This is a genomic window from Synergistaceae bacterium (assembly GCA_017540085.1).
In the GTDB taxonomy this organism is placed as follows: Bacteria; Synergistota; Synergistia; order Synergistales; family Aminobacteriaceae; genus JAFUXM01.
In genome coordinates, this window is sequence record JAFYBQ010000019.1 from 32888 (window position 1) to 54328 (window position 21441).

At 50.1% G+C, this 21441-nt stretch carries 21 protein-coding genes; 17 read left to right on the top strand and 4 right to left on the bottom strand.

All coding sequences use genetic code 11. The features are described from left to right. Nucleotide 1 precedes the first annotated feature (1 nt). Genes mrdA through rodA form a run of 5 tightly spaced genes read left to right on the top strand, consistent with a single transcriptional unit; the run spans nucleotide 2 to nucleotide 4775 of the window. The gene (gene mrdA / locus IKQ95_03570; GenBank protein ID MBR4195773.1) at nucleotides 2-1714 is read left to right on the top strand and encodes a penicillin-binding protein 2; all 1713 of its coding nucleotides are present in this window, start codon (nucleotides 2-4) and stop codon (nucleotides 1712-1714) included. Between the two features lie 54 nt (nucleotides 1715-1768). Next, entirely contained in the window at nucleotides 1769-2548 is a 780-nt protein-coding gene (locus IKQ95_03575; GenBank protein ID MBR4195774.1) for a hypothetical protein, read from the top strand. Continuing rightward, nucleotides 2549-3361, top strand: coding sequence for a septum site-determining protein MinD (gene minD, locus IKQ95_03580; GenBank protein ID MBR4195775.1), 813 nt, complete (start codon nucleotides 2549-2551; stop codon nucleotides 3359-3361). It abuts the gene before it with no gap. A 7-nt stretch (nucleotides 3362-3368) separates the two neighbouring features. Further along, nucleotides 3369-3647: a cell division topological specificity factor MinE gene (minE, locus tag IKQ95_03585; GenBank protein MBR4195776.1), complete on the top strand. Its 279-nt coding sequence runs from the start codon at nucleotides 3369-3371 to the stop codon at nucleotides 3645-3647. Nucleotides 3648-3662: 15 nt separating this feature from the next. Then, nucleotides 3663-4775: a rod shape-determining protein RodA gene (gene rodA / locus IKQ95_03590; GenBank protein ID MBR4195777.1), complete on the top strand. Its 1113-nt coding sequence runs from the start codon at nucleotides 3663-3665 to the stop codon at nucleotides 4773-4775. A gap of 73 nt (nucleotides 4776-4848) precedes the next feature. Here the strand turns inward: rodA and mazG are convergent, their stop codons facing one another. After that, the gene (mazG, locus tag IKQ95_03595) at nucleotides 4849-5766 is read right to left on the bottom strand and encodes a nucleoside triphosphate pyrophosphohydrolase (protein ID MBR4195778.1); all 918 of its coding nucleotides are present in this window, start codon (nucleotides 5764-5766) and stop codon (nucleotides 4849-4851) included. Nucleotides 5767-5966: 200 nt separating this feature from the next. Here mazG and IKQ95_03600 point away from each other — a divergent pair, with 200 nt between their 5' ends. The 3 genes from IKQ95_03600 (at nucleotide 5967) to IKQ95_03610 (ending at nucleotide 9206) form a co-directional block, all read left to right on the top strand. Further along, nucleotides 5967-6407 carry an Hsp20/alpha crystallin family protein gene (locus tag IKQ95_03600; protein ID MBR4195779.1) on the top strand — a complete coding sequence of 147 codons (441 nt, stop codon included), beginning with the start codon at nucleotides 5967-5969 and terminating at the stop codon, nucleotides 6405-6407. 126 nt (nucleotides 6408-6533) lie between these two features. Beyond that, nucleotides 6534-8423, top strand: a complete 1890-nt coding sequence (locus IKQ95_03605) for an ABC-F family ATP-binding cassette domain-containing protein (protein MBR4195780.1) — start codon at nucleotides 6534-6536, stop codon at nucleotides 8421-8423. A gap of 6 nt (nucleotides 8424-8429) precedes the next feature. Continuing rightward, nucleotides 8430-9206 (top strand): hypothetical protein, encoded by a 777-nt coding sequence (locus IKQ95_03610; protein ID MBR4195781.1) that lies wholly within the window; start codon nucleotides 8430-8432, stop codon nucleotides 9204-9206. Between the two features lie 108 nt (nucleotides 9207-9314). Here the strand turns inward: IKQ95_03610 and IKQ95_03615 are convergent, their stop codons facing one another. Then, nucleotides 9315-9980: a flavodoxin family protein gene (locus IKQ95_03615; protein ID MBR4195782.1), complete on the bottom strand. Its 666-nt coding sequence runs from the start codon at nucleotides 9978-9980 to the stop codon at nucleotides 9315-9317. Between the two features lie 97 nt (nucleotides 9981-10077). Between IKQ95_03615 and IKQ95_03620 the strand changes: the two genes are divergently transcribed. Continuing rightward, nucleotides 10078-11277 carry an MFS transporter gene (locus IKQ95_03620; protein MBR4195783.1) on the top strand — a complete coding sequence of 400 codons (1200 nt, stop codon included), beginning with the start codon at nucleotides 10078-10080 and terminating at the stop codon, nucleotides 11275-11277. A 50-nt stretch (nucleotides 11278-11327) separates the two neighbouring features. Here the strand turns inward: IKQ95_03620 and IKQ95_03625 are convergent, their stop codons facing one another. Next, nucleotides 11328-11888 (bottom strand): hypothetical protein, encoded by a 561-nt coding sequence (locus tag IKQ95_03625; protein MBR4195784.1) that lies wholly within the window; start codon nucleotides 11886-11888, stop codon nucleotides 11328-11330. Between the two features lie 104 nt (nucleotides 11889-11992). Here IKQ95_03625 and IKQ95_03630 point away from each other — a divergent pair, with 104 nt between their 5' ends. The 4 genes from IKQ95_03630 to IKQ95_03645 all read left to right on the top strand — a co-directional run bounded on the left by IKQ95_03630 (nucleotide 11993) and on the right by IKQ95_03645 (nucleotide 16581). Then, the gene (locus IKQ95_03630) at nucleotides 11993-12505 is read left to right on the top strand and encodes a methylated-DNA--[protein]-cysteine S-methyltransferase (protein ID MBR4195785.1); all 513 of its coding nucleotides are present in this window, start codon (nucleotides 11993-11995) and stop codon (nucleotides 12503-12505) included. A gap of 24 nt (nucleotides 12506-12529) precedes the next feature. Further along, nucleotides 12530-14050 (top strand): 4Fe-4S dicluster domain-containing protein, encoded by a 1521-nt coding sequence (locus IKQ95_03635; protein MBR4195786.1) that lies wholly within the window; start codon nucleotides 12530-12532, stop codon nucleotides 14048-14050. 234 nt (nucleotides 14051-14284) lie between these two features. Continuing rightward, nucleotides 14285-15550, top strand: coding sequence for a DNA polymerase III subunit beta (dnaN, locus tag IKQ95_03640; protein MBR4195787.1), 1266 nt, complete (start codon nucleotides 14285-14287; stop codon nucleotides 15548-15550). A 2-nt stretch (nucleotides 15551-15552) separates the two neighbouring features. Then, nucleotides 15553-16581, top strand: coding sequence for an AAA family ATPase (locus IKQ95_03645; protein MBR4195788.1), 1029 nt, complete (start codon nucleotides 15553-15555; stop codon nucleotides 16579-16581). A gap of 7 nt (nucleotides 16582-16588) precedes the next feature. Here IKQ95_03645 and IKQ95_03650 read toward each other — a convergent pair whose 3' ends face one another. After that, nucleotides 16589-17677 (bottom strand): alanine--glyoxylate aminotransferase family protein, encoded by a 1089-nt coding sequence (locus IKQ95_03650; protein MBR4195789.1) that lies wholly within the window; start codon nucleotides 17675-17677, stop codon nucleotides 16589-16591. Between the two features lie 44 nt (nucleotides 17678-17721). Between IKQ95_03650 and mnmG the strand changes: the two genes are divergently transcribed. The 4 genes from mnmG to IKQ95_03670 form a co-directional block, all read left to right on the top strand. Continuing rightward, nucleotides 17722-19695, top strand: a complete 1974-nt coding sequence (gene mnmG / locus IKQ95_03655) for a tRNA uridine-5-carboxymethylaminomethyl(34) synthesis enzyme MnmG (protein ID MBR4195790.1) — start codon at nucleotides 17722-17724, stop codon at nucleotides 19693-19695. A gap of 19 nt (nucleotides 19696-19714) precedes the next feature. After that, the gene (locus IKQ95_03660; protein MBR4195791.1) at nucleotides 19715-20332 is read left to right on the top strand and encodes an IS607 family transposase; all 618 of its coding nucleotides are present in this window, start codon (nucleotides 19715-19717) and stop codon (nucleotides 20330-20332) included. Continuing rightward, nucleotides 20316-21296, top strand: coding sequence for a transposase (locus IKQ95_03665; GenBank protein MBR4195792.1), 981 nt, complete (start codon nucleotides 20316-20318; stop codon nucleotides 21294-21296). Before IKQ95_03660 ends, IKQ95_03665 begins: the two co-directional genes overlap by 17 nt. Further along, on the top strand, nucleotides 21253-21441 hold a 189-nt coding region (locus tag IKQ95_03670; protein ID MBR4195793.1), incomplete at its 3' end, for a transposase. The genes IKQ95_03665 and IKQ95_03670, both read left to right, overlap by 44 nt.

A 21441-nucleotide genomic window follows, 5' to 3' on the forward strand; every position in this document is an offset into this window, starting at 1 on the left:
CATGGAAATATTAGACAGCCGACTGAAGATAATAATCGGGTGCATGGCGTTGTCTGTGGGAATATTAATCACGGGGCTTTGGTTCTGCCAGATTCACCAGAGCGACAAATACGTTAGATTAGCGCACAGCAACAGGCTCAGGATGATACGTTTTCCCGCGCCCAGGGGAGAAATTTTTGACCGCAACGGAGTCCCCCTCGCCGTGAATGATACTACCTTCTGCATAATGGGCTACCCTCTCGACCTCAACACGCCCGAAAAATTACAGCGTCTCAGCAAAATACTAATGAGGCACGGAATCCCCTTCACCGTTTCAGACTTGGAGAAAACAATCAAGCAGCAGAGATTAGCCCCCTACCGTGTAATGAAGATAGTACCCAACCTGACAATGACTCAGATGGCCGAGCTTGTCGCGGACTATGAATTTCCGCATGAGCTTTTCCCGTTAAGCGTCTGGCGCAGGACTTACCCTGCCGGGACTACAGCGGCTAACATCATCGGCTACGTCGGCGAAATCTCAGAGGGTGAACTCAAGACTCGCGCTGAGGACGGCTACGCGGGCGGGGACTTAATCGGGAAATCGGGAATTGAGCGGTCATATGAGTCAGTCCTGAGAGGGTCTCCGGGTCAGGAGGCATTAGAGGTTGACGCAAGGGGGCGAAAGATTCGGACTCTTGACGCAAATCCGGCTGTGAAGGGCGAGGATATACGGCTGACAATCGACATGGGAGCGCAGAAATTAGCCGTTGAGCTTCTCAAGAACTGGAAGGGCGCAATTGTCGCAATGAATGTTGAGACGGGAGCAGTCATCGCACTTGCCTCAAGCCCGGTTTACGACAACAATCCGCTGTCATGGGGGGTTTCCGGCCGCGAATGGAACGCGATAATGTCAGACCCTGAACGCCCAATGCTGAACCGCGCAATCGCCGGAGTCTACCCTCCCGCAAGCACCTTCAAGGCGTTCATGTCAATCGCCGCTCTTGAGGAGGACAGCATAACGCAGTCGACAATGATACCCTGCCGGGGCGGACTGAGATACGGCTCTCACCTCTTCAAGTGCTGGAAACATTCCGGTCATGGCTCATTGAACGTAATCGGAGGGCTTCAGCATTCCTGCGATGTGTTTTTCTACCAGACGGGACTCCGCACAGGAATTGACGACCTAATCAAATGGGGCAGGAAATTTCACTTAGGCGAGCCTACCGGGATTGATTTGCCGGGTGAAAGCGGCGGGAACATTGCCGGGCCTGAGTGGAAATTGAGACGCTTCAAATCAGCCTGGGCCGGTGGCGACACGGTGAATTACTCGATAGGGCAGGGCTACATGCTCATGACACCGATACAGATAGCCCGCGAATATGCCGCAATCGCCAACGGGGGAAAAATGGTAACCCCTCACCTTTGCGCGAAAGGCTACAGGACTCCCGAAAACATAGGGCTGAATCCCGCAAAGCTCGAAATAGTCCGCCGGGGTCTTGAGGCAGTCGTCAGCAGGGGAACAGGATCAAGGGCAGGGCGTTTCGGTGTTCACGTTGCGGGCAAGACAGGAACGGCGCAGAACTCACACGGGGACGATCACGCGCTTTTCGCCGGATATGCTCCCGCTGAGGCTCCGAAATATGTCGCAGTCGCTGTGATTGAGGGGGGAAAACATGGCAGCAGTGTCGCCGGGCCTGTGGTGGGTCAGATGCTCGCTCATTTGCTTTCACACTAAAACGGGCTTATTTACAGTATAATATTCTCACACAAAATTTTGACAGATGACTCAATGATGAAGATACCAAGCATAAACATACTCAAGAAATTACGCCGCCCCGAAGCGCATATAAAGCTCGAAAGAATGCATTACGGGATAAAATTTTTCCTGCCTGAAACGCTTTCTGAGGACGAACTATTGAAGCTCCTTGTGAGAATCCCCGCAAGCGCGTACAAGCTCCCGGACGAACAGGGGATAGCCCTCGATTTTTCCGGGCGCGAATGTTCACGCAGACTCATACTTCACATGCTAAACAGCATAGTTTGGGAGAAAGGAATAAAAATTGTCTCGTGGCTCTCATCGAATGAAAACAGCGTAAAGCTCTTCATGGCCGCGGGACTCTCAACGTCAGAGCCTCCGCTGAATATTCCCGGCGCAAAGAAGCCGGAGTCCCAAGAGTCCCCGAAAGAACACAAGCGAATCCCCGGCCTCAAAATCGTATACGGCTCCATGAGGTCAGGCCACAAGGTAGACACGGACGGCGACGTTCTCGTATGGGGACACATGAATCCCGGCGCGGAGATTGTCGCGGGCGGAAGCGTTATTGTAGCGGGCAGGCTCTTGGGAGTCGTTCACGCGGGGGGCTACGGAAGGGATGATGTTTTTGTCATGGCGGGGCAGTTCGAGACTCCGCAGGTGAGAATAGCCAACAAATTATGTTTTGCTGACCCGAAATCTACGGCTTGCTGGCGGAAATCCGTCCTCATTACGCTTGAAGATGGAACGCCGGTAATCAGGGAGAATAAATTTCTGCAGGCACGTAAAAATGAACAGGAGGGTAACATAAACTAAATGGCAGCACGTGTAATAGTAACGACTTCAGGCAAAGGGGGAGTCGGCAAGACAACTTCAACCGCAAACATTGCCGCGGCTCTTGCGAAGTTCGGGAAAAAGGTTGTGGCGATTGACGCCGATGTAGGACTGCGGAATCTCGATGTCATTATGGGACTCGAAAACAGAGTCGTCTACAACTTCATTGACGTAATCGAGAAGACATGCAAACTTTCAGCGGCTCTCGTGAAGGACAAAAGAGTCCCCGGACTCTACCTTCTTCCGGCGGCTCAGACCCGCACAAAAGACGCTGTGAACCCGGAGCAGATGGTCGCGCTTGTTGAAGAAATGAGGCCGGATTTTGACTTCATATTGCTTGACTGCCCTGCGGGAATTGAGGGAGGCTTCAAGAATGCTGCGGCGGGGGCTGATGAGGCACTCGTTGTAACGACTCCTGAAATACCCGCAGTGAGGGACGCTGACCGCATTATAGGAATGCTCGAATCAATGGGCAAATCTCCCATCAGGCTTATCATCAACCGACTCCGGCCTAACATGGTACAGGACGGCGACATGCTAGCAAAGGATGATATTCTTGATGTTCTGTCGATTGACCTTATCGGTGTAGTTCCTGAAGACGAGAGCGTAATACGGTCAACAAACAACGGCGAGCCTATGACAATGACGCTTGACTCTCCGGCGGCTCATGCGTATTTGAACATTGCCGAGAGGATATTGGGCAGGGATGTTCCGTTAATGGACCTCGAAAGCTACGCGACACGGGGATTCCTCAGCAAGATAAAGAGATTCTTCAGCGGGAAGCGCAAGAGGTGATAACGAGATGGGATTCCTGAGCAAATTTTTCGGAGGAGGGAATGACGGTTCAAGCCAGAAAGCGAAAGACCGTCTCAAAATCGTATTGATACACGACAGGACAGACATATCACCGCAGCTACTTGACAATCTCCGGGACGAAATTGTAGCGGTTCTCGCCAAGTACATGGACATTGACACGCAGAAGATAGAGATTGACCTCGACCACGACGACAACGCAGTAGCACTCGTAGCGAACATTCCTATACTCAGGATAAAGCGCGGGAAAGTCGCCAGCCTTACGTAACAATCACAGCGGAAAATGCAGACATTCTGGGCCTCACTGAAGGAAGATTTATCCCTCACTGACAGGCTCATGCTTTTCTGTGCGCTAATGCTGTCATTATGGGGGGTATTCTGCATATACAGCGCGGCGGCGGGGACTGAGGGGCGCGGCTTTGATTATGCGTTCCGCCAGTCGGCATGGCTTTTCGTGAGCGTGATATTTATGCTGCTAGTTATGATTGTCGGACATCACAAAATGCTTGAGGGTGCGTATTACCTTTTCGGGCTGTCGCTGCTGTTACTGTTCCTGACTCTTTTGACTCCCAAGGTGAAGGGGGCGCAGTCATGGCTGGGATTCGGGGGCGTGAGATTCCAGCCGTCAGAGTTTGCGAAAATCTCAATCATCCTCACGATGTCAAAATTCATGAGCCGTTATCCTCCGCTTGACTTCAAGACGTTCATGATGTGCCTGGGCGTGATAATGATTCCCGTGTCGCTCGTTCTGTTACAGCCTGACGCGGGGAGCGCGCTTGTTTTTCTCGTTATATCATTCGGAATGCTGTGGGCGGCTGGGACTCCGTTCAAATATCTTGGCGGGCTTGCGGGCTTGGGACTGTCGGCACTTCCTTTCCTGTATTTTATGCTGAAGGACTATCAGAAGAACAGAATACTAGTTTTCATTGACCCTATGCGAGATCCGTTAGGGGCGGGCTACAACGTCATACAGTCGCGAATAGCAGTCGGCTCCGGGGGGATGTCGGGAAAAGGCTTCATGATGGGTACTCAGAGCAAGCTAAAATTCCTTCCTGAGCCACATACGGATTTTATCTTCAGTGTTTTTTCGGAGGAGTTTGGGTTTATCGGCAGTATGATTCTTATCGCGCTATTCTCGGTCTTATTGTTCCGGGTAATCATGGCCGGAGTCAGGAGCCGTGAGAGGCGGTGCAAAATACTTGTTGCGGGCGTTGCGTCATGGCTGTGGTTTCAGATGTGCGAGAGCATCGGAATGAGCATAGGACTATTGCCGATTACGGGACTCCCTCTGCCGTTCCTGAGCTACGGGGGAAGCTCCCTGCTTGCGGTGTTCATTGCGCTGGGACTCGTGGCAAGCGTATACATTGAGGGGGGAAATTCGCGGCATGGATTCTAGCGGGGAATATGGCCGGGAAAACGCGAGTCCCTCATTGAAGCGGGAAGCCCGATCCCCATCGGGTGAATCCCGCCTAGCCCCTGAGCCTTTCTTTTGCCTTGTCCCAGAATGCGTCAAGCTCCTCAAGACTGTAATCGGAGATTGATTTTCCCTCGTTACGGGCTAATTCCTCCATAATCATGAAGCGTTTTGTGAATTTCCTGCACACCATATTCAAAGCCGCGTCCGGGTCAACATTGAGCCTTCTTGCGATATTCACGGCCATGAAAAGGACATCGCCAAGCTCCTCGGCCATGTGGGCAGGGTCATTTTCCCTTGCGGCGTCTTTGAGTTCGTGAATTTCCTCGTCAAGTTTCGCGAACAATGGCTCAGTCTCTCCCGCAGGCCAGTCAAAACCGACATGTTTCACCTTTCCTTGAATCCTGTTGGCTTTAAGCAGGGGCGGAAGTCCGTCAGGGATTCCCGCAAGTATGGATGTGCTTTCGTGCTTCTCTCTGCGTTCCTCAGCTTTGATTTTCTCCCAGTTGCGTAAAACCTCGTCGCTGTCGTCGGCTTTAACGTTCCCGAAAACATGAGGGTGCCGGCGTATGAGCTTGTCGCAAATTCCCCGCACAACGTCTTTCATGTCGAACGCTCCCGAATCTTTTGCGATTGAGGCGACAAATACAACCTGAAGCAGCAAGTCTCCGGCTTCCTCGCGGATTTCGGCCATGTCGTTTTTGGTGATTGCATCGGCGAGTTCGTATGCTTCTTCTGTTATGGGAGTGCGTAAAGTTTCGAGGGTCTGCTTTCTGTCCCACGGGCAGCCGTCCGGGGCGCGGAGCCTCTCGATGATGTTCACGATTTCGTCAAAGTAATGTGAGCTTTCTATGATTGATTCCTTCTTGCCTGAAATTTTTTGTGATATTGAAATTATATCAGGTTGAGTTCTGCGCGGGCTGAGGCTGAAATGTGCAGAGTCAGAAAAGTCAATGCTTTCGCCGTCCGGCATGGAGTAATACATAGCACCGTGTCTCGTGAGCTATTCTGCGGAAAAATTACAGTGCCGGGAAATATCAAAAGTCAGTAAAAGTCATTAGTCGATAATAATAAATTCTCCCGATATGGTAAAAGAAAGTCAGTAATATAATTCTCCGTGCTGTGAGGGAAAAAGAGATACTCACAGGAAAATACAAAAGGAGAGATGTTACAATGGCAAGATACCCAATGATGAGAATGATGGATCCTGAAAGCATGATTGATACGTTCATGAGGGGATTTAATGAGCCGTTTTTCACGGAGGCATTCACGGAGGCCGGCGCAAAAACTGACCTTTACCGCAAGGACGGCAAAATCTACGCAGAGGCAGAGCTTCCCGGAATCAATCCCGATGATGTAGAGTTACATGTTTACGGCGACAGGCTCACGCTTTCGGCGGAGAAGAAATCTGAGTCAACAGAAGGCGGGAAAGACAAGAGCTATTTCCGCAGTGAGAGGCGTTACGGGAAAATAGAGCGTGTAATCTCGTTCCCCGTTGAGGCTGACCCGGAGACCGCAAAAGCAACCTTCAAGAACGGAGTCCTCACTGTCGAAATCGCAGAGAAATCCCAGGACAAAGCGCACAAGAAAGTCGCAATAACTTCCGAAGCATAACACCCCTTAACCCATTGTTACCCCCCTCCGTGAACGGTATCCCCCTAAATTAGGGCGGTATTGAGTGCAAGCGGAAGGGGGAATTTTTTTTTTGCGGCCTGTGATATGTATGATATATTACGGGTCATGATAGACATCAAAAATTTATCCCTCTCATTCGGTGAACATGTAATATTCCGGGGGCTTAACCTCCAAATCACAAACTCGGCCCGGCTCGGCATCGTCGGCGCGAACGGCGCAGGGAAAACTACCCTCCTGCGGGTAATTATGGGCGAGGTTGAAGCGGACTCAGGAGTCATTGAGCGGTCGCGGGGACTCACTGTCGGCTGTCTCCCTCAAGACTTGGCGGAACTGGAGTCCGTACCCCTCATGCAGTACCTTAAAGACAAGGCCGGAATATCACAGGCTGAGGCGAAACTCCGGGCTGTCGAGGAAAAATTATCGCAGTCAGCAGAAAATCATGAAGCACTTTTGCAGGAATATTCGCGGCTTGAGAGACGCTTTGAGGATTCCGGGGGGTTCTCGTTCGAGGCTATGGCCATGAAAGTTTTGCGCGGACTCGGCTTCAGGAAGGGCGATGAGTCGAAAAACTGCCGGGACTTTTCCGGCGGATGGAAAATGAGAATCGCTATGGCCGGGCTGTTGCTGTCATCTCCTGATGTGTTACTGCTTGACGAGCCTACGAATCATCTTGACACGGAGTCTATGGAATGGCTTGAAGGCTGGCTCAGGACTCACAAGGGCGCGGTTGTCTCAGTCTCACATGATACGCGCTTTCTTGAGAACACCGCCGAAAATATCGCAGACCTTGAGCACGGAGTCATTACCCTTTACCCTTGCAGTTATGACGAATATTTACAGGCAAAAGAGCAGAGCCGGGAATTGCTGCGGAAAGCATTTGCCCGTCAGCAGTCAGAAATCAGGCACATAGAGTCATTCATTGACCGCTTCAGGTACAAGGCCACGAAAGCCGCGCAGGTTCAGAGCCGTATAAAGCAGCTTGAGAAAATCGAGCGCATAGAATTATCACAGGACGCAAAATCCGTGAAGCTCACAATCCCGGAAGCACCTCCAAGCGGGCGGGAAGTCCTCAGAGTCTCAGACCTCGCGAAATATTATGACGGCGTGAAAGTATTTGAGGGCGTGAATTTCGTCATCGAACGCGGTGAAAGAGTCGCCCTTGTCGGGGTAAACGGCGCGGGAAAATCGACACTGTTACGCCTTCTGAGTCTCACAGAATCGCCCACATCAGGAAGCATTAAGCACGGCCATAACGTGAAATTCTCGTACTACTCACAGGAGAGCGCACAGAATATCAGCTACTCCAACACAGTATGGGAGGAAGCCCGCTCGGTTTCGTCAAAGCTGAATGATGTCGAACGGCGGAATTTGCTGGGGGCGTTTCTGTTTTCGGGGGATGAGATATACAAGCCCGCAGGCGTTCTTTCAGGCGGGGAGAAGGCAAGACTCGCGCTGTACAAGCTGATGATTGAGCCGACAAATTTTCTCATTCTCGATGAGCCTACGAATCATCTTGACACTGACACGCGGGAAATTGTTGAACGGGCATTGCTCAAATATCAGGGTACTTTGCTGATTGTCTCACATGACCGCCATTTTCTTGACGCTCTCGCAGAAAGGGTGCTTGAGATTCGGGACGGGAATTTGTACGATTACCCCGGAAATTACTCGTGGTTTCTTGAGAAGAGAGAACAGACTATAACGCCTGCCGATGACATGAAGCAGTCAGCAAAAACAAAATCCCCTAAGCGTGATGACAATCTCCGGGAGATTCGCGAAATCAAGAAGGCTGTCTCACAGGCAGAGAAAGAAATCTCCGGCCATGAGTCGAGAGTCGCAGAGATTGACGGGCTATTGTGCCTGCCTGAAACGCTGAGGGACTCGCAGAAAGTCCAAGCCTTAATGACGGAACGGGCTAATCTTTCGCGGGGGCTTGAAGAATTATATTCTCGTTGGGAAAATTTGAGCCTGAAACTTGACGGCCTGAAAGGATGATACTTAGTGAGTGATGTTACTGTAATTTGCTGTTGGACGAATGAGAAAATGTACGCTGACTTCCTGAACACGCTGAAGAGTCAGAATATCCCCTGCGAAATTATTGGGATAGATAACCGCGGCAACAAGGCTTTCACGTCCTGCGCGGCGGCGTATAATTCGGTAATCGCTGAAATTGATACTGAGTATGTGATTTACTCCCATCAGGATATTTTGCTGACGGACTCAGACTCGCTGGGAAAATTTCTGTCATACCTTCAGGAAATCGGCCATGATGATATTCTCGGAGTCGCAGGGACTAAATTCGACAGCGGCGGGATATATTCCGGTTTAACCCACAAAGGCAGAGACGGAAAATTATCCCCGGCCGGAAGGAATAATATTGACGGCGGAATAATGGAATGCGACACGGCTGACGAGTGTTTTTTCGGGGGACATACCGAACATTTCAGGGATTATCCGTTTGACGCGGAAACCTGTAACGGATGGCATTTGTACGCGGCTGAATTATGTATCAGGGGAAAAGCTCAGGCCGTCGGCAAAACATATATATGCGCCGTTCCTATAATGCATTTGTCATACGGCAATATAAATCTTGCGTTTTACCGGGATTTCTTCAGGCTGTGCAGGAAATATTCGGGCAAGTTCCCTGTGATTCGCACGACATGCGCGTTTTCGCGGACGGATTTATTTCACCTTCTGCCGAGATTCATATACCTTTGCGGAGGGGTAATTCTCAGGAAACTGGGACTCTATAATCTGGTGAAGAAATTATTACATTGACTGAAGGCGCAAACTTTTCGCGGAACTCTCTCATTCATTGCGGGCGATACCCTGCACTGAGGCAGAAATTTACCCCCCGCGATGATTCACGGAGGGTACGCACATCCTTTACGCTTTGGCCATATTCACGAGGCGCGCTCCGAGGTCATACGCCTTCTTCAGGTCTTCCGGGAAAACTTCCTCCCTGTGTCTCGCTTTCTCCGGCTCGCTGAACATGCTACAGTCATAGCGCGAGTAGTCCGCAAACTGGTATGTGTTGTACGCGCAGACAGTCTCGCAGTGGCCTAACACGAGCTTCATTGCGTCAGCGTTCGGCGCAAGGTATTCGGGGTAATGAATCTTTGCGGCTAAATCTTCCGGGCAGTTCATTGTGTAGATTATTCCGCTGTAAATCGTTCTGTCGATCGCTCTCGGCCTCGTTCCGTCCGGGTTGACCTCGTATTTCATGATTGGGAATAGCAGCCGCTCAATGAATGACCTGAACATGCCAGTGGGATAACTGAAGTACACCGGGCTTCCGGCGATAATGACATCAGACGCTAGTGCCTTCTCCAAGACTGGCCGCAAATCATCACGGTACGCACAGAGTCCTGCGGTCTTGTTGTTCTTGACCTTGCACGCAAAGCACGACACGCACCCTTTGAACTTGTAATCGTAAAGGTGAATCATTTCGCACTCAGCCCCGGAATCGCTTGCTCCCTTCATGGCCGACTCTAACATTTTGTGAGTGTTCCAATTTTTTCGCGGCGAACCGTTCACAAACAAAGCCCTCATTTTTCGTATTGCCCCCTCCGATATGATAGGAGTATTATACTAAACGGCATGGCGATATTAATTCCTCAATAGAATAACGAAAGGAGCAGACCTCAACATGACCTCAAGAATCTTCAAGGCTGAGTCGCAGTACAAAGCATTCATTTTGTCGCTGGCAGTTTTCGGGCTGGCTTACGGATTGTATAAAGCGGTCCTCGATAATTATCTGGCGGAGATAGTCAGCATGTCGCAGTTTGACCGGGGAGTCTCTGAGTTCTTCCGGGAGCTTCCCGGCTTTATGCTGGTGTTCGTTCTCGCGCTGCTCTATGAATTTTCCGCAGAAAAAATCTTCAAGGCCGGAGCGGTAATAATGCTTGCGGGAATGGCTATGCAGTCAGTGATTCCGGCAAGCCGTTTCCTCGTAACATGCGCTGTTTTCGTGTACTCTCTCGGAGAGCATATGCAGTACGGAATGAGAAGCACCCTCGCGCTTGAGTACGCCAGAAACGGCAGGGGAGGCGCGGCACTCGGCCTGCAAAATTCCGCGTACCAGTTCGGGACATTGGCCGGGTATATCGTTGTGGCGATCGTGTTCGGACTCATGGCCGGGAAAATGAATCTCTACCGCCCTGTGTTTGTCGTCTCGTCAGCAATAACACTAATCGGATTCGTAATCACCCTGAAAATGACGGGCAGAAGCGGGCATGAACATACCGTAACAAGATTCTACTTCCGCCGAAAATACTTCAAGTTCTACATGCTTGAGATATTCTACGGGGCAAGAAAGCAGATTTTCTTCACGTTCGGGCCGTACCTGCTTGTATTATTTTACGGGGCGGGGGCTATGGCGATAAGCATATTGTTCGCGCTGTCAGCAATAGCAACGTTCATATTCTCGCCGATTGTCGGGAAGATTATTGACCGTTACGGCTACAAAATTGTGATGGTAATGGACACGCTTATACTTGTTATTGTGTGCTTCTTCTACGGTTTCGCACATCATATTTTCCCGAAAAATATAGCGTTCCTCGTCTGCTGTGTGAATTACATCCTCGACGCTGTAATCTCCCTCGCGTCAATGGCCTCAAATGTATACGTTCAGGACTTATCCGACACTCCTGAAGAGGTCAAAGCGACAATAGCGACAGGAGTCTCAGTCAATCATTTAATCACTATACTGATTGCGTTATTCGGGGGATGGATATGGCAGACGATGGGAATCGAGACGCTTTTCATGATGTCGGCGATTTTCGGACTGTTCAACAGCGCATACGCCGCGACGATTAACACGGAGGACAGCAGGCGGGCTTTTGTGTGAGTGAGTGAAAATGGGAGAGTCTGAAGTGCGAGATTCTCCCGTGAATATTGCTACCTTGCGCGGGGTCTATGATGTCCGGGGTGGCTGTGCCTTGCGACCGGGTGAGGGACTCTGTGATGAGGCGGGGCGGGGCGGTAATGCGGACGCGGTGCGGGGCAATACACTGTTCTGTCTCTGTCCCTCGGCAAATTGTTGTGGATTACCATTCCGGCGATTACTCCCACGATTCCGGCGGCGATTATTGTCCCGGTGTTGTCGTCTTTCCTGATTACTGTATCATTCTGCTGTGCTGGAGTCGTTTTTGCTGACGGCCGTACGGTTCTGCCTGACGCGGCGGCTAAGAGTGCTCTTCTCTGCGAGGGCGTAACGGCTTCTGGATATTCCGAGATTAGGCGGGTTACTGCGCTCCGGCAAGTCTCAGACATTCTCCCGCCTTCCGACACCCATAACATGCAGGCGCGCCTTTCTTCCGGCAAAAGATTCGCAAATGCGCTCGTGCCTGAATAAGTTATCATTGCATCGCGCGCTTCTTCCTCGCTGTAAGCAAATGACATTGACGAAAAAATTATGACGAGTCCGAGTGCTGATAGTGTGAGCAAAATTTTTCTCATAGTTTCATTCCACCTTTCATGGCCGGATAATAGCACGGAGTCATATAGAGATTGTGAATATACCGTATAATATCCCTAATCCATAACGAGAGAGGAAAAAGAAAATGGCGCCTTGTTTTTCACACAGCTACATTTCTCCACTTGGCGGGATAACTTTGTGCAGCGACGGGGAAAATATCACAGCCCTGTATTTTTCTGACATGCTCAGGGAAGACAGCGCACACGCTGAACCTCAAAGCCTGCCGGTGTTTGAACAGGCTCGCGAATGGCTCGATATATATTTCAGCGGAAAGAAACCGGGCTTTATCCCTCCGCTGAAGATTGAAGGCTCAGAGTTTCACAGGTCAATATGCGGAATAATTCTCACAATAACTTTCGGCCATGTCATGACGTATTCAGAAATAGCGAAGGTGAACGCTGAACGCAGGAAAATTCCGGGCATATCCCCGCAAGCTGTTGGCAGAGTTGCCGCGAACAACAAAATACTCATCATGATACCGTGCCACAGGGTTATAGGCTCAAAAGGGAGTCTCACAGGCTACAGCGGAGGAATCTCACGTAAATTGAAGCTGCTTGAGCTTGAAGGGTTTGACATATCCCAGCTGTCAAAGCACTAAACACACAAAGGAGGCAAAAATCACATGGGAATGAGAGGTATTCACACGTCAGTAAATGACATAAGACGCGCAATTTTTTCTGAGGTCGCAAAATTATCCTATAACTACAAGCCCGGCGATCTCTCCGAAATGGAGCGCATACCGTACAGAGTCATCCCCGGAGAAATCTCACACTACCGCGATGATGTCTTCCTCGAACGCGCAATAGTCCGCGAAAGAATCAGGCTGGCAATGGGACTCCCTCTCCGAAAAGCCTCCGAACATGCTCCCGTCTCAACAGGCGCTGAAGAATGCGTACACCCGGAGAAATACTACCAGCCCCCGCTGATCAACATAATCAAGTTCGCGTGCCACTCATGCCCGGACAACAAAGTAGTAATCACAGACCAGTGTCAGGGGTGTATTGCCCGGCCATGTTCGCAGGTCTGTCCGAAAGACGCAATATATTTCGAGCGCGGACAGGGGCATATCAATTACGAGAAGTGCATAAAGTGCGGGAAATGTATGGGCGTGTGTCAGTACGGCGTAATTCTGAGAATGCAGAGGCCCTGCGCTGTTGCCTGCGGAATGAAGGCTATTGTTACGGACGAATACGGGCGGGCGGACATAGATCAGGAAAAATGCGTGTCCTGCGGAATGTGCCTGGCTAACTGTCCTTTCGGGGCGATTGCGGACAAGGCTCAAATATTCCAGTGCATTCAGGCAATACGGAGCGAGACTCCTGTTTACGCGGCTATAGCTCCTGCTGTGGCGGGTCAGTTCGGGAAGACTCTTACGCCTGAGAAAATGCGGGCGGCGTTTATGGCACTGGGCTTTGCTGACGTTATAGAGGTTGCCGTGGGCGCGGACTTATGCACATTGCAGGAGGCTGAAGATTTCGTGAAGGAAGTCCCCGACAGACTGCCCTTCATGGGAACATCGTGCTGTCCGGCGTGGTCAGTCATGGCAAAAAAAGAGTTCCCGCAGTTCGCCGAATGTATCAGCATGGCATTGACTCCGATGGTCTTGACCGGGCGACTCATCAAGAAGGAACACCCCGGGTGCAAGGTTGCCTTCATTGGGCCTTGCGCGGCGAAAAAACTAGAGGCAAGCCGCAGAAGCGTACGGAGTGATGTTGATTTTGTGCTTACGTTCGAGGAAGTACTCGGAATGTTTGAGGCCAAAGAGGTAGATTTCGACTATCTTGAGAAAATGCCCGTGCCTGACAACGCAAGCGCGGACGGACGCGGGTTTGCTGTGTCGGGCGGAGTCGCTGAGGCTGTCGTGAATTGCATCAAGAATCTTCACCCGGAACGTGAAGTACTCACCGAACGCGCCGAGGGTCTCAATGACTGCCGGAAAATGTTGCTGATGGCCAAAGCAGGAAAGCGGAACGGTTATTTGCTTGAGGGCATGGCCTGCCCCGGAGGGTGTGTAGGCGGAGCGGGAACGGTTGAGCTTATCACGCAGGCGGCCGGGGAAGTCGCGAAAATCAAGCGTATCAGCAAGAAGGCTCATGCCTATGAGAGCGAGTTCGAGAAAATTTTGCCTGATCTTGAGGAATAGCGGCTGAGAATTTTTGCGGCCTTGTTATTTTTTGCCTGCGGGATTTGGAGTCATGCTTTTTTCCTGCGGGCAAATTTCTTTTCTCCTCATCTTTCGTGAAATCGTCTGTACCGCCCCGCTCACTAGTCGCAGGCCACCCCGCTAAGGTAATTGACCGCGATGTTCAGTGGAAATTTTAACGGCTGATATAATTATCACTTACGCAAAAAATCTCATAGCAAAGGAAAATCAGCCATGAAACTTGAAATTGAGCGTCAAGACTTCCTCAAAGCGTGGCAGAACGCCGAGAAATTAACCGCGTCAAAGACATCAAACGAGTCAGCAAAAGGAGTCCTGATTACAGCGTCAGAAGACAATACAGTGATTCTTGAGGCCACAGACCTAAGCACCTCAATACGATGCCGGGCAAAAGGCGCAAACGTTACAGAGCCGGGAAAAGCCGTAATCCCAGCCGCGATTTTCGGGGGCATTCTCCGCAAGTTAGACACAGAAGACTTTGTGCTTGAAGTAAATTCCGAGCGCGGATTCCTCAACGCAGGCCGCAATAAAATGCGTTTCGCTGTAATTTCCGCTGAGACGTTCCCGAACATCCCGGAAAGCTCATCCGCTGAAGTCATCTGCGAAATTCCTGCCCCGGTTCTCGCCAGAATCATCGCTGAAGGAAGCTCGGCAGCCTCACAGCCTCAGGATTTCCCGAAATATCTCGGCACGTGCCTCATGAGGTGCTCAGGCGGTCAGCTCACAGCAGTGTCAACGGACGGTAAACGACTCTCACTCTCGAAAGCTCCCTGCATGGCCTCAAAGGATGAAGATTTACTGCTCCCGGCAAATTCCCTAAAGGAGCTGGGAAAGAATCTCGGCTCACTCGGCGAGGAGAAAACTGTGCGTATACTTTCCGGCGACTCTGTCGTGTGGTTCGGGCTTGAGGAAGCAGAGTACTCAATACGGAGCGTTGAAGCCTCGTTCCCGAAATATGAGCGCATACTCAACGAGGACAAGCACACTATACTGAAGACTAACGCCGCGGAATTGCTGAAAGTTCTTGAGCGTATCGACATAATCGCAAAAACTACGACGGCTCATATAATGTCAGTCTCAATGAATCCAGGCGGAGACATGAGAATCACAGCCCGCGCACCCGAATTAGGCACGGCAAGCGAGACACTTCAGCCCGAAATCACCGGGGAATATTTGCAGCTCGGCTTCAACGTAGGCTACTTCATGGACGGACTAAAGGCACTCGGAAATGAACAGGCCGTAATAGAGTTCTCCGGCGAGGAAGGACAGACACGCATGAAGCGCGACGGCACGGAAGATTTCCTGTATATGCTCATGCCCGCGAGGTTAAGCACTCAGGACGCTATGACTGAGGAAGAGTCAGCCGATTTCACTTCAGCACCATATGAGCCTATGCCCGAACCCGAAAATCAGCAGGAACAGCCGCAAGAGTCTCAAGAGTCAGAATCACAGCAGAATAACGAGTCTGATACCCCGTTTTAGCGTTGAAGATTGACCGCATAACCCTGCGAAACTTCAGGAACTTTTCAGGCCCGACCCTTGTAATAAACTGGGAGCCGGGTATAAATTTGATTCTCGGCAAAAACGGCGCGGGAAAAACAAATCTTCTTGAGGCTCTCAGCATTATTACAGGCTGGGGGGTCATCACGGGCGGCAAAACATCGGGCGTTGTCTCGTGGGACTCTCCGAATCACCGGGCGCAGCTGTCAGCAGAAATTTCCGGCAATGAAACTTTCACTGTTGACGCGGAAATCTCCGGGCGAATCTCTCTTAGGTTCAACGGGAAATCAGTATCATTCACGGATTTGCGGCTCTCTGTTCCGTCAGTAATATTCCTCACGGGAAATTTGTCCCTCATTGACGGCTCCCCGTCATCGCGGCGGCTTTTTGTCGACAGGCTATGCGCGCTGTTCGTGCCTCCGTTCGCGAAAAGGCTTGCGGATTTCAGGACGGTATTACGCTCCCGCATATCGCTGATGAGGCAGGGAAAGAGTCCTGCGCCTACGGATATTCCGTTCTTCAGGCTCGGAGGGTGGATTATGGACATTCGGCGGGGAGTTCTTGCGGAGATGTCGAAAATTATACCCCCCGGGAAATTCTCGCTGTCATTCGTTCCGGCCATGAATGCCCCCGGTGAAGTATACCTGCGCGAGATGACCGCGAAAACCTCAGCCCGTGAGACTTACGCCCAGCACCCTTTGTACGGCCCGAACTATGACGACATATCAATAACCGTAACAGAAACAGGAAGACCCGCGGCAACATCTCTCAGCCGGGGACAGAAACGGAGACTCATACTTCACATGATACTTACAGCGGGAAGGCTCATATCTCAGAGATTGGGACGTGAGCCGATATTGCTGCTTGACGATCTGACAGCGGAATTAGACTCGGACGGAAGGCAGTGGATTCTCCGCGAATTGTCCGCTACAGGCTGGCAGTGTTTCATTACAGCCCCGGAGAAGCCGTTTGTTACCCGCAAAAAACTGGGCGTGTTACATTTGCCCGGCTGACGGATATTCAGTGTTTGCGGATAATTTCACGTATTATGCTCATTCCCCCGCGCACTAAATCACAGTCCGCCTGGCTTCCCATATGCCCGACACGGAAGACTCTTCCCGCTAATTTCCCGTAGTTGCCCCCGACAGCGAGTCCCCGTTCGCGCAATGCCCCGTCAAATTCCGGCCATGTGAATCCGTCAGGCACATAGAAAGCTGTTACTGTAGGCGATAAATATTCCGCGCTCTTTGGGAAAAGCCGCAGTCCCATTTCACGCCCAAGATCCCGGCATAACTCCGCGGCGTTTTTGTGGCGTTCAATTACGGCCTCCTGCCCCTCTCGCATAATCATCTTCAGGGAAATATTAAGAGCCTTCATCGCGTTCCAGTCGTGAGTGTAGGGTGTGAAGTGTTCACGGGGGACATTTTCCCAGCCCAAATATGACTCATAGCCGGAATAATTCACGTCATGTATGACTTCCCACGCTCTTTGTGATATTGATGATATTGACAGGCACGGAGGCAGCGACAAAACTTTTTGGCTTCCCAAGAGGCCGATGTCGATTCCGCATTCGTCAGCGAAAAGCTCAGACCCTCCTGCGGACGACACAAAGTCAACAACAAAAAGCGCGCCAAACTCGCGGGCAATGCTCCCGATTTCAGCGAGGCACGGCGTTATTGTCCCTGAAGGTGTCTCACAATGGACAGCCGTAATCACGTCAGGCCGGAAGACTCCCGCGTGTTCATGGACTCTTTCAGGGTCAGGGACTTCATCATACGGGAACGCGCAAATCTCAGCCACAGCTCCGAGACTCCGCGCCATTTCCGCGAACCCCTCGCCGAATATCCCGGACGACACAGCAAGAAGCCTGCTTCCCGGCCTAAGCGTACATTTCAGCGATGCCCATAATACTGACATTGCCTCGCCGGATGTGATGACTATATCATTTTTTGTGTGAATAAGTTTCTGCGTCAGTGATTGATTCTCGCGGTAAAGGGTGAAAAATTCGTCCTCAATGTCGGGGCTTCCGTAATCACTGCTCCATGCTGATTTTATTTCTTCTGGGACTCTGACGGGGCCGGGGATAAGTCCGATTCTGTAACGCTCCATAACACTATCTCTTCCCTTTCTGCTGACGGGGTTTCGAGGTGAGAATGATATTATACGCGGTATTCACAGCCTGTATAATCATTCCCATCACAAAAATTTTCACGGGGGACTTCATTTCAGTGTATCAGGACTCATATCAGGTAATCGTAATCGGCGGAGGCCACGCAGGATGTGAAGCGGCGTTAGCGTGTTCGCGAATGGGAATCCGTACCCTAATGCTGAATCTTAATGTCGACAATACAGCATTAATGCCCTGCAACCCGTCAATAGGAGGCCCGGCAAAAGGTCATCTAGTGCGCGAAATTTCAGCGTTAGGCGGAGAACAGGCAAGGGCGGCGGACTATTCGACTCTCATGATTCGCTGGCTGAACACGTCAAAGGGCGCGGCGGTCAGAGCATTGCGGGCGCAGTGTGATCCGTTCATGTACAGCAGGTACTACAGGAAATTGCTGACGGCGCAAAACAATCTCGACATACATCAGGACGAGGCAGAAGAGATTCTGACGGAGGGCGGGAAAATTTCGGGCGTTCTCACCCGGCACGGCTCACGCTATAATGCGCGGGCTGTCGTGATTGCGGGAGGGGTATACATGGCCGGGCGAGTCTTCATGGGTGATATTTCGTTCAGCTCCGGGCCTATGGGTCAGCAAAATTCCGCAAAGCTCGCACAGTCCCTTTCACGTTTGGGCATTAATACCGGGAAAATGCGTACCGACACGACTCCCCGTCTCAACATTCACACGATAGACTTCACCGGGATGACTCCGCAATTGTCCGAGAATGAGCCGCTCTGCTTTGACATTTTCGGGGAAGGGATGATTTATGCCGACTCGGATTATGCCTGCTATTTTTCGCGGACGACAGAGAAGACCTACGAAATTTTGTCGCGGAATATTTCACGGTCTCCGCTTGTTACCGGGGACGTTTCAGCACATGGCCCGCGCTACTGCCCGTCGATTGAGGATAAATTTTTGCGCTTCCCTGACCACATAACGCACCCGATTGTGTTTGAGCCTGTATCGCCGTCAAATGATGAAGTCTACGTGCAGAATTTTTCCACGAGCCTGCCCTACGATGTGCAAGCCGAAATGATACACTCCCTTCCCGGCTGTGAACACGCAAAAATCATAAAGCCCGGCTACGGAATCGAGTACACATACATTTTGCCGAATCAGTTAAAGCACTCGCTAGAGAACAAGAATATACCCGGCCTGTTTTGCGCGGGCCAGGTGAACGGGACATCAGGCTACGAGGAAGCCGCCGCTCAGGGAATATTAGCGGGCATAAACGCGGCCATGTATGTGCGTAATGATGAGCCAATAATATTGGGACGCGATGAGGGATATTTGGGCGTTCTTGTCGATGACCTGACAACGAAAAACACCGATGAGCCTTACAGAATGCTTACAGGAAGGTGCGAGCATAGATTGTTATTGAGATGGGACAACGCCCCGCACAGATTATCGCGTTACGGGAGGAAGGCAGGACTGATTGACGACTCTCGCTGGGCATTCTTGGAGGAAAGATTCAGGCGTGAAGATGACGAGATTACGCGGCTGAAGTCAGCAAAAATTTCACCGTCAGCAGAAATTGAGACATTATGCGCGGCATACGGTGCTGAAATTCTGACCGAGACAATGACTCTTGCCGACTACATGAAGCACAGGGGAGTAACATATGAGCTTGCGGAAAAATTATCGCCGTCAGCAGAAAAACTCACACGCGAGGAAGCAGCCCATGTTGAGACGGAAATACGTTACGCGGGGTATCTTGAGCGTGAGAACAGAGTCGCAGGGAGAATGAAGAGTCTTGACGGCGCGAAAATCCCGGATGATTTCGACTATGACTCAGTGAAGGGACTCAGAGCCGAGAGCCTGCAGAAATTGAAGCGTTACAGGCCGGAATCGCTCGGCCATGCTCTGAGGATTTCGGGCGTTACTCCTGTTGACGTACAATTGATTTCGGTGATACTTTCGCGGGATGAGAGGAGGGGTAATCTAGATAGCATAAAAATATAATTTAGTGTAAAATAGTGCTATGGAAAACACGTATAACATAGCACAAGCAGCAAAATATTTAGGCTTTAAGGTAAAAACACTCCAAAAGTGGGACAGGGAAGGAAGGTTAATTCCCGCTTATCGAACTAAAACTAATCGGAGAGTTTATACGCAAAGCCAGCTTGACGAATTTATAGGATTGCGGACGCAAGATACACGCACAAGAGTTATAGCCTATTGCCGAGTATCAAGTACAGCACAGAAGCCGGATTTAGTAAATCAGCTTGAAATCCTGAAAGAATATTGCTCAAAGTCTGGATTATCTAACGTAGAGTTTATCTCGGAAATCGGCGGCGGATTAAACTTTGAGCGCAAGAAATTCCTTGAGATTATGGACGCAGTAGAACGGTATGAAGTGAAAATGCTGATAATCGCCCATAAAGACAGGTTAGCGCGTTTCGGTTTTGAATATTTCCGTCATTTTCTTGCAAAACATAACTGCGAGCTTGTAATCCTGAATGATGAAAAAATGTCGCCAGAGCCGGAAATGGTAGAAGACTTAATGACAATAATACATTGTTTCAGTTCACGGCTTTACGGGTTAAGGAATTACCGCAAGTCGCTCAAAGAGGCATTAAAGAATGGGCAAACGTCTTAGAGCGTATAAAGTAGAACTAAAACCCACAGACGAACAAATACAAAAAATCGAGCGCACTATAGGCGTATGTCGTTATGTCTACAATCTTTTCATAGGTATTAACCGAGATAATTACCGTAACAGCACTCAAAGCTATATGTCAGGCTATGATTTCTCAAAATGGCTGAACAATGAATACAGGAAGGCTAACCCTGATAAGTTATGGATATGGGAAGTATCATCAAAAGCAGTGAAAAAATCCATAATGAACGCAGATACAGCATATAAAAATTACCTGAAAGGTAAGGCAGGATTTCCGAATTTCAAGAAGCGTAACGGGCGACCATCAAGTATGTATCTTCCGCGCAATAATCTAAATGATTTGATGATAGAGCGTCATAAAGGGAAAATCCCTACATTAGGTTGGGTACGTTTTAAGGAACGCGGTTACGTCCCATGCAAAACAAAAGCAGTAAGCGTAACAATAACGAAACGAGCAGGAAGATATTTTGCGTCATTCTTGTTTGAGATAAATACAGCTAATCCCGTCAGCACAACACAATCTGAAGCTATAGGAATAGACTTAGGGATAAAAAGTTTTGCGGTAGTCTCTGATGGCAGGAATTATCCGAATATCAACAAGTCCGAACGAGCAAGGAAATTAATCAAGAGGCTGAAGCGTGAACAGCGTAAATTTTCGCGCAAGATACATAAACTTAAACAACGAAAGGAGGAAACTGCTAGTAAAAAGTGTAAGCGTTCAAACCTAGACAAACAAAGGCTAAAAGTACAGCGGGCGTATATGAGACTAACGAATAAGCGTCATGACTATATCAACAAAACTGTACATGAAATAGTAAGCAGACGGCCTGAATATATCACGATAGAAGACTTGAACGTGTCGGGAATGCTGAAGAACCGCCATTTATCACGGGCAATAGCTGAATGTGAATTTTATTACTTCCGCGCATTGCTTGAACGGTAAGTGCCGTGAGTATGGGATACAACTGCGAATAGTAGACAGATTTTATGCAAGCAGTAAAACGTGTTCCCGATGTGGACATATCAAGAAGGATTTGAAGCTGTCAGACCGTGTATATGAGTGTACAGAATGCGGATTAGTAATTGAC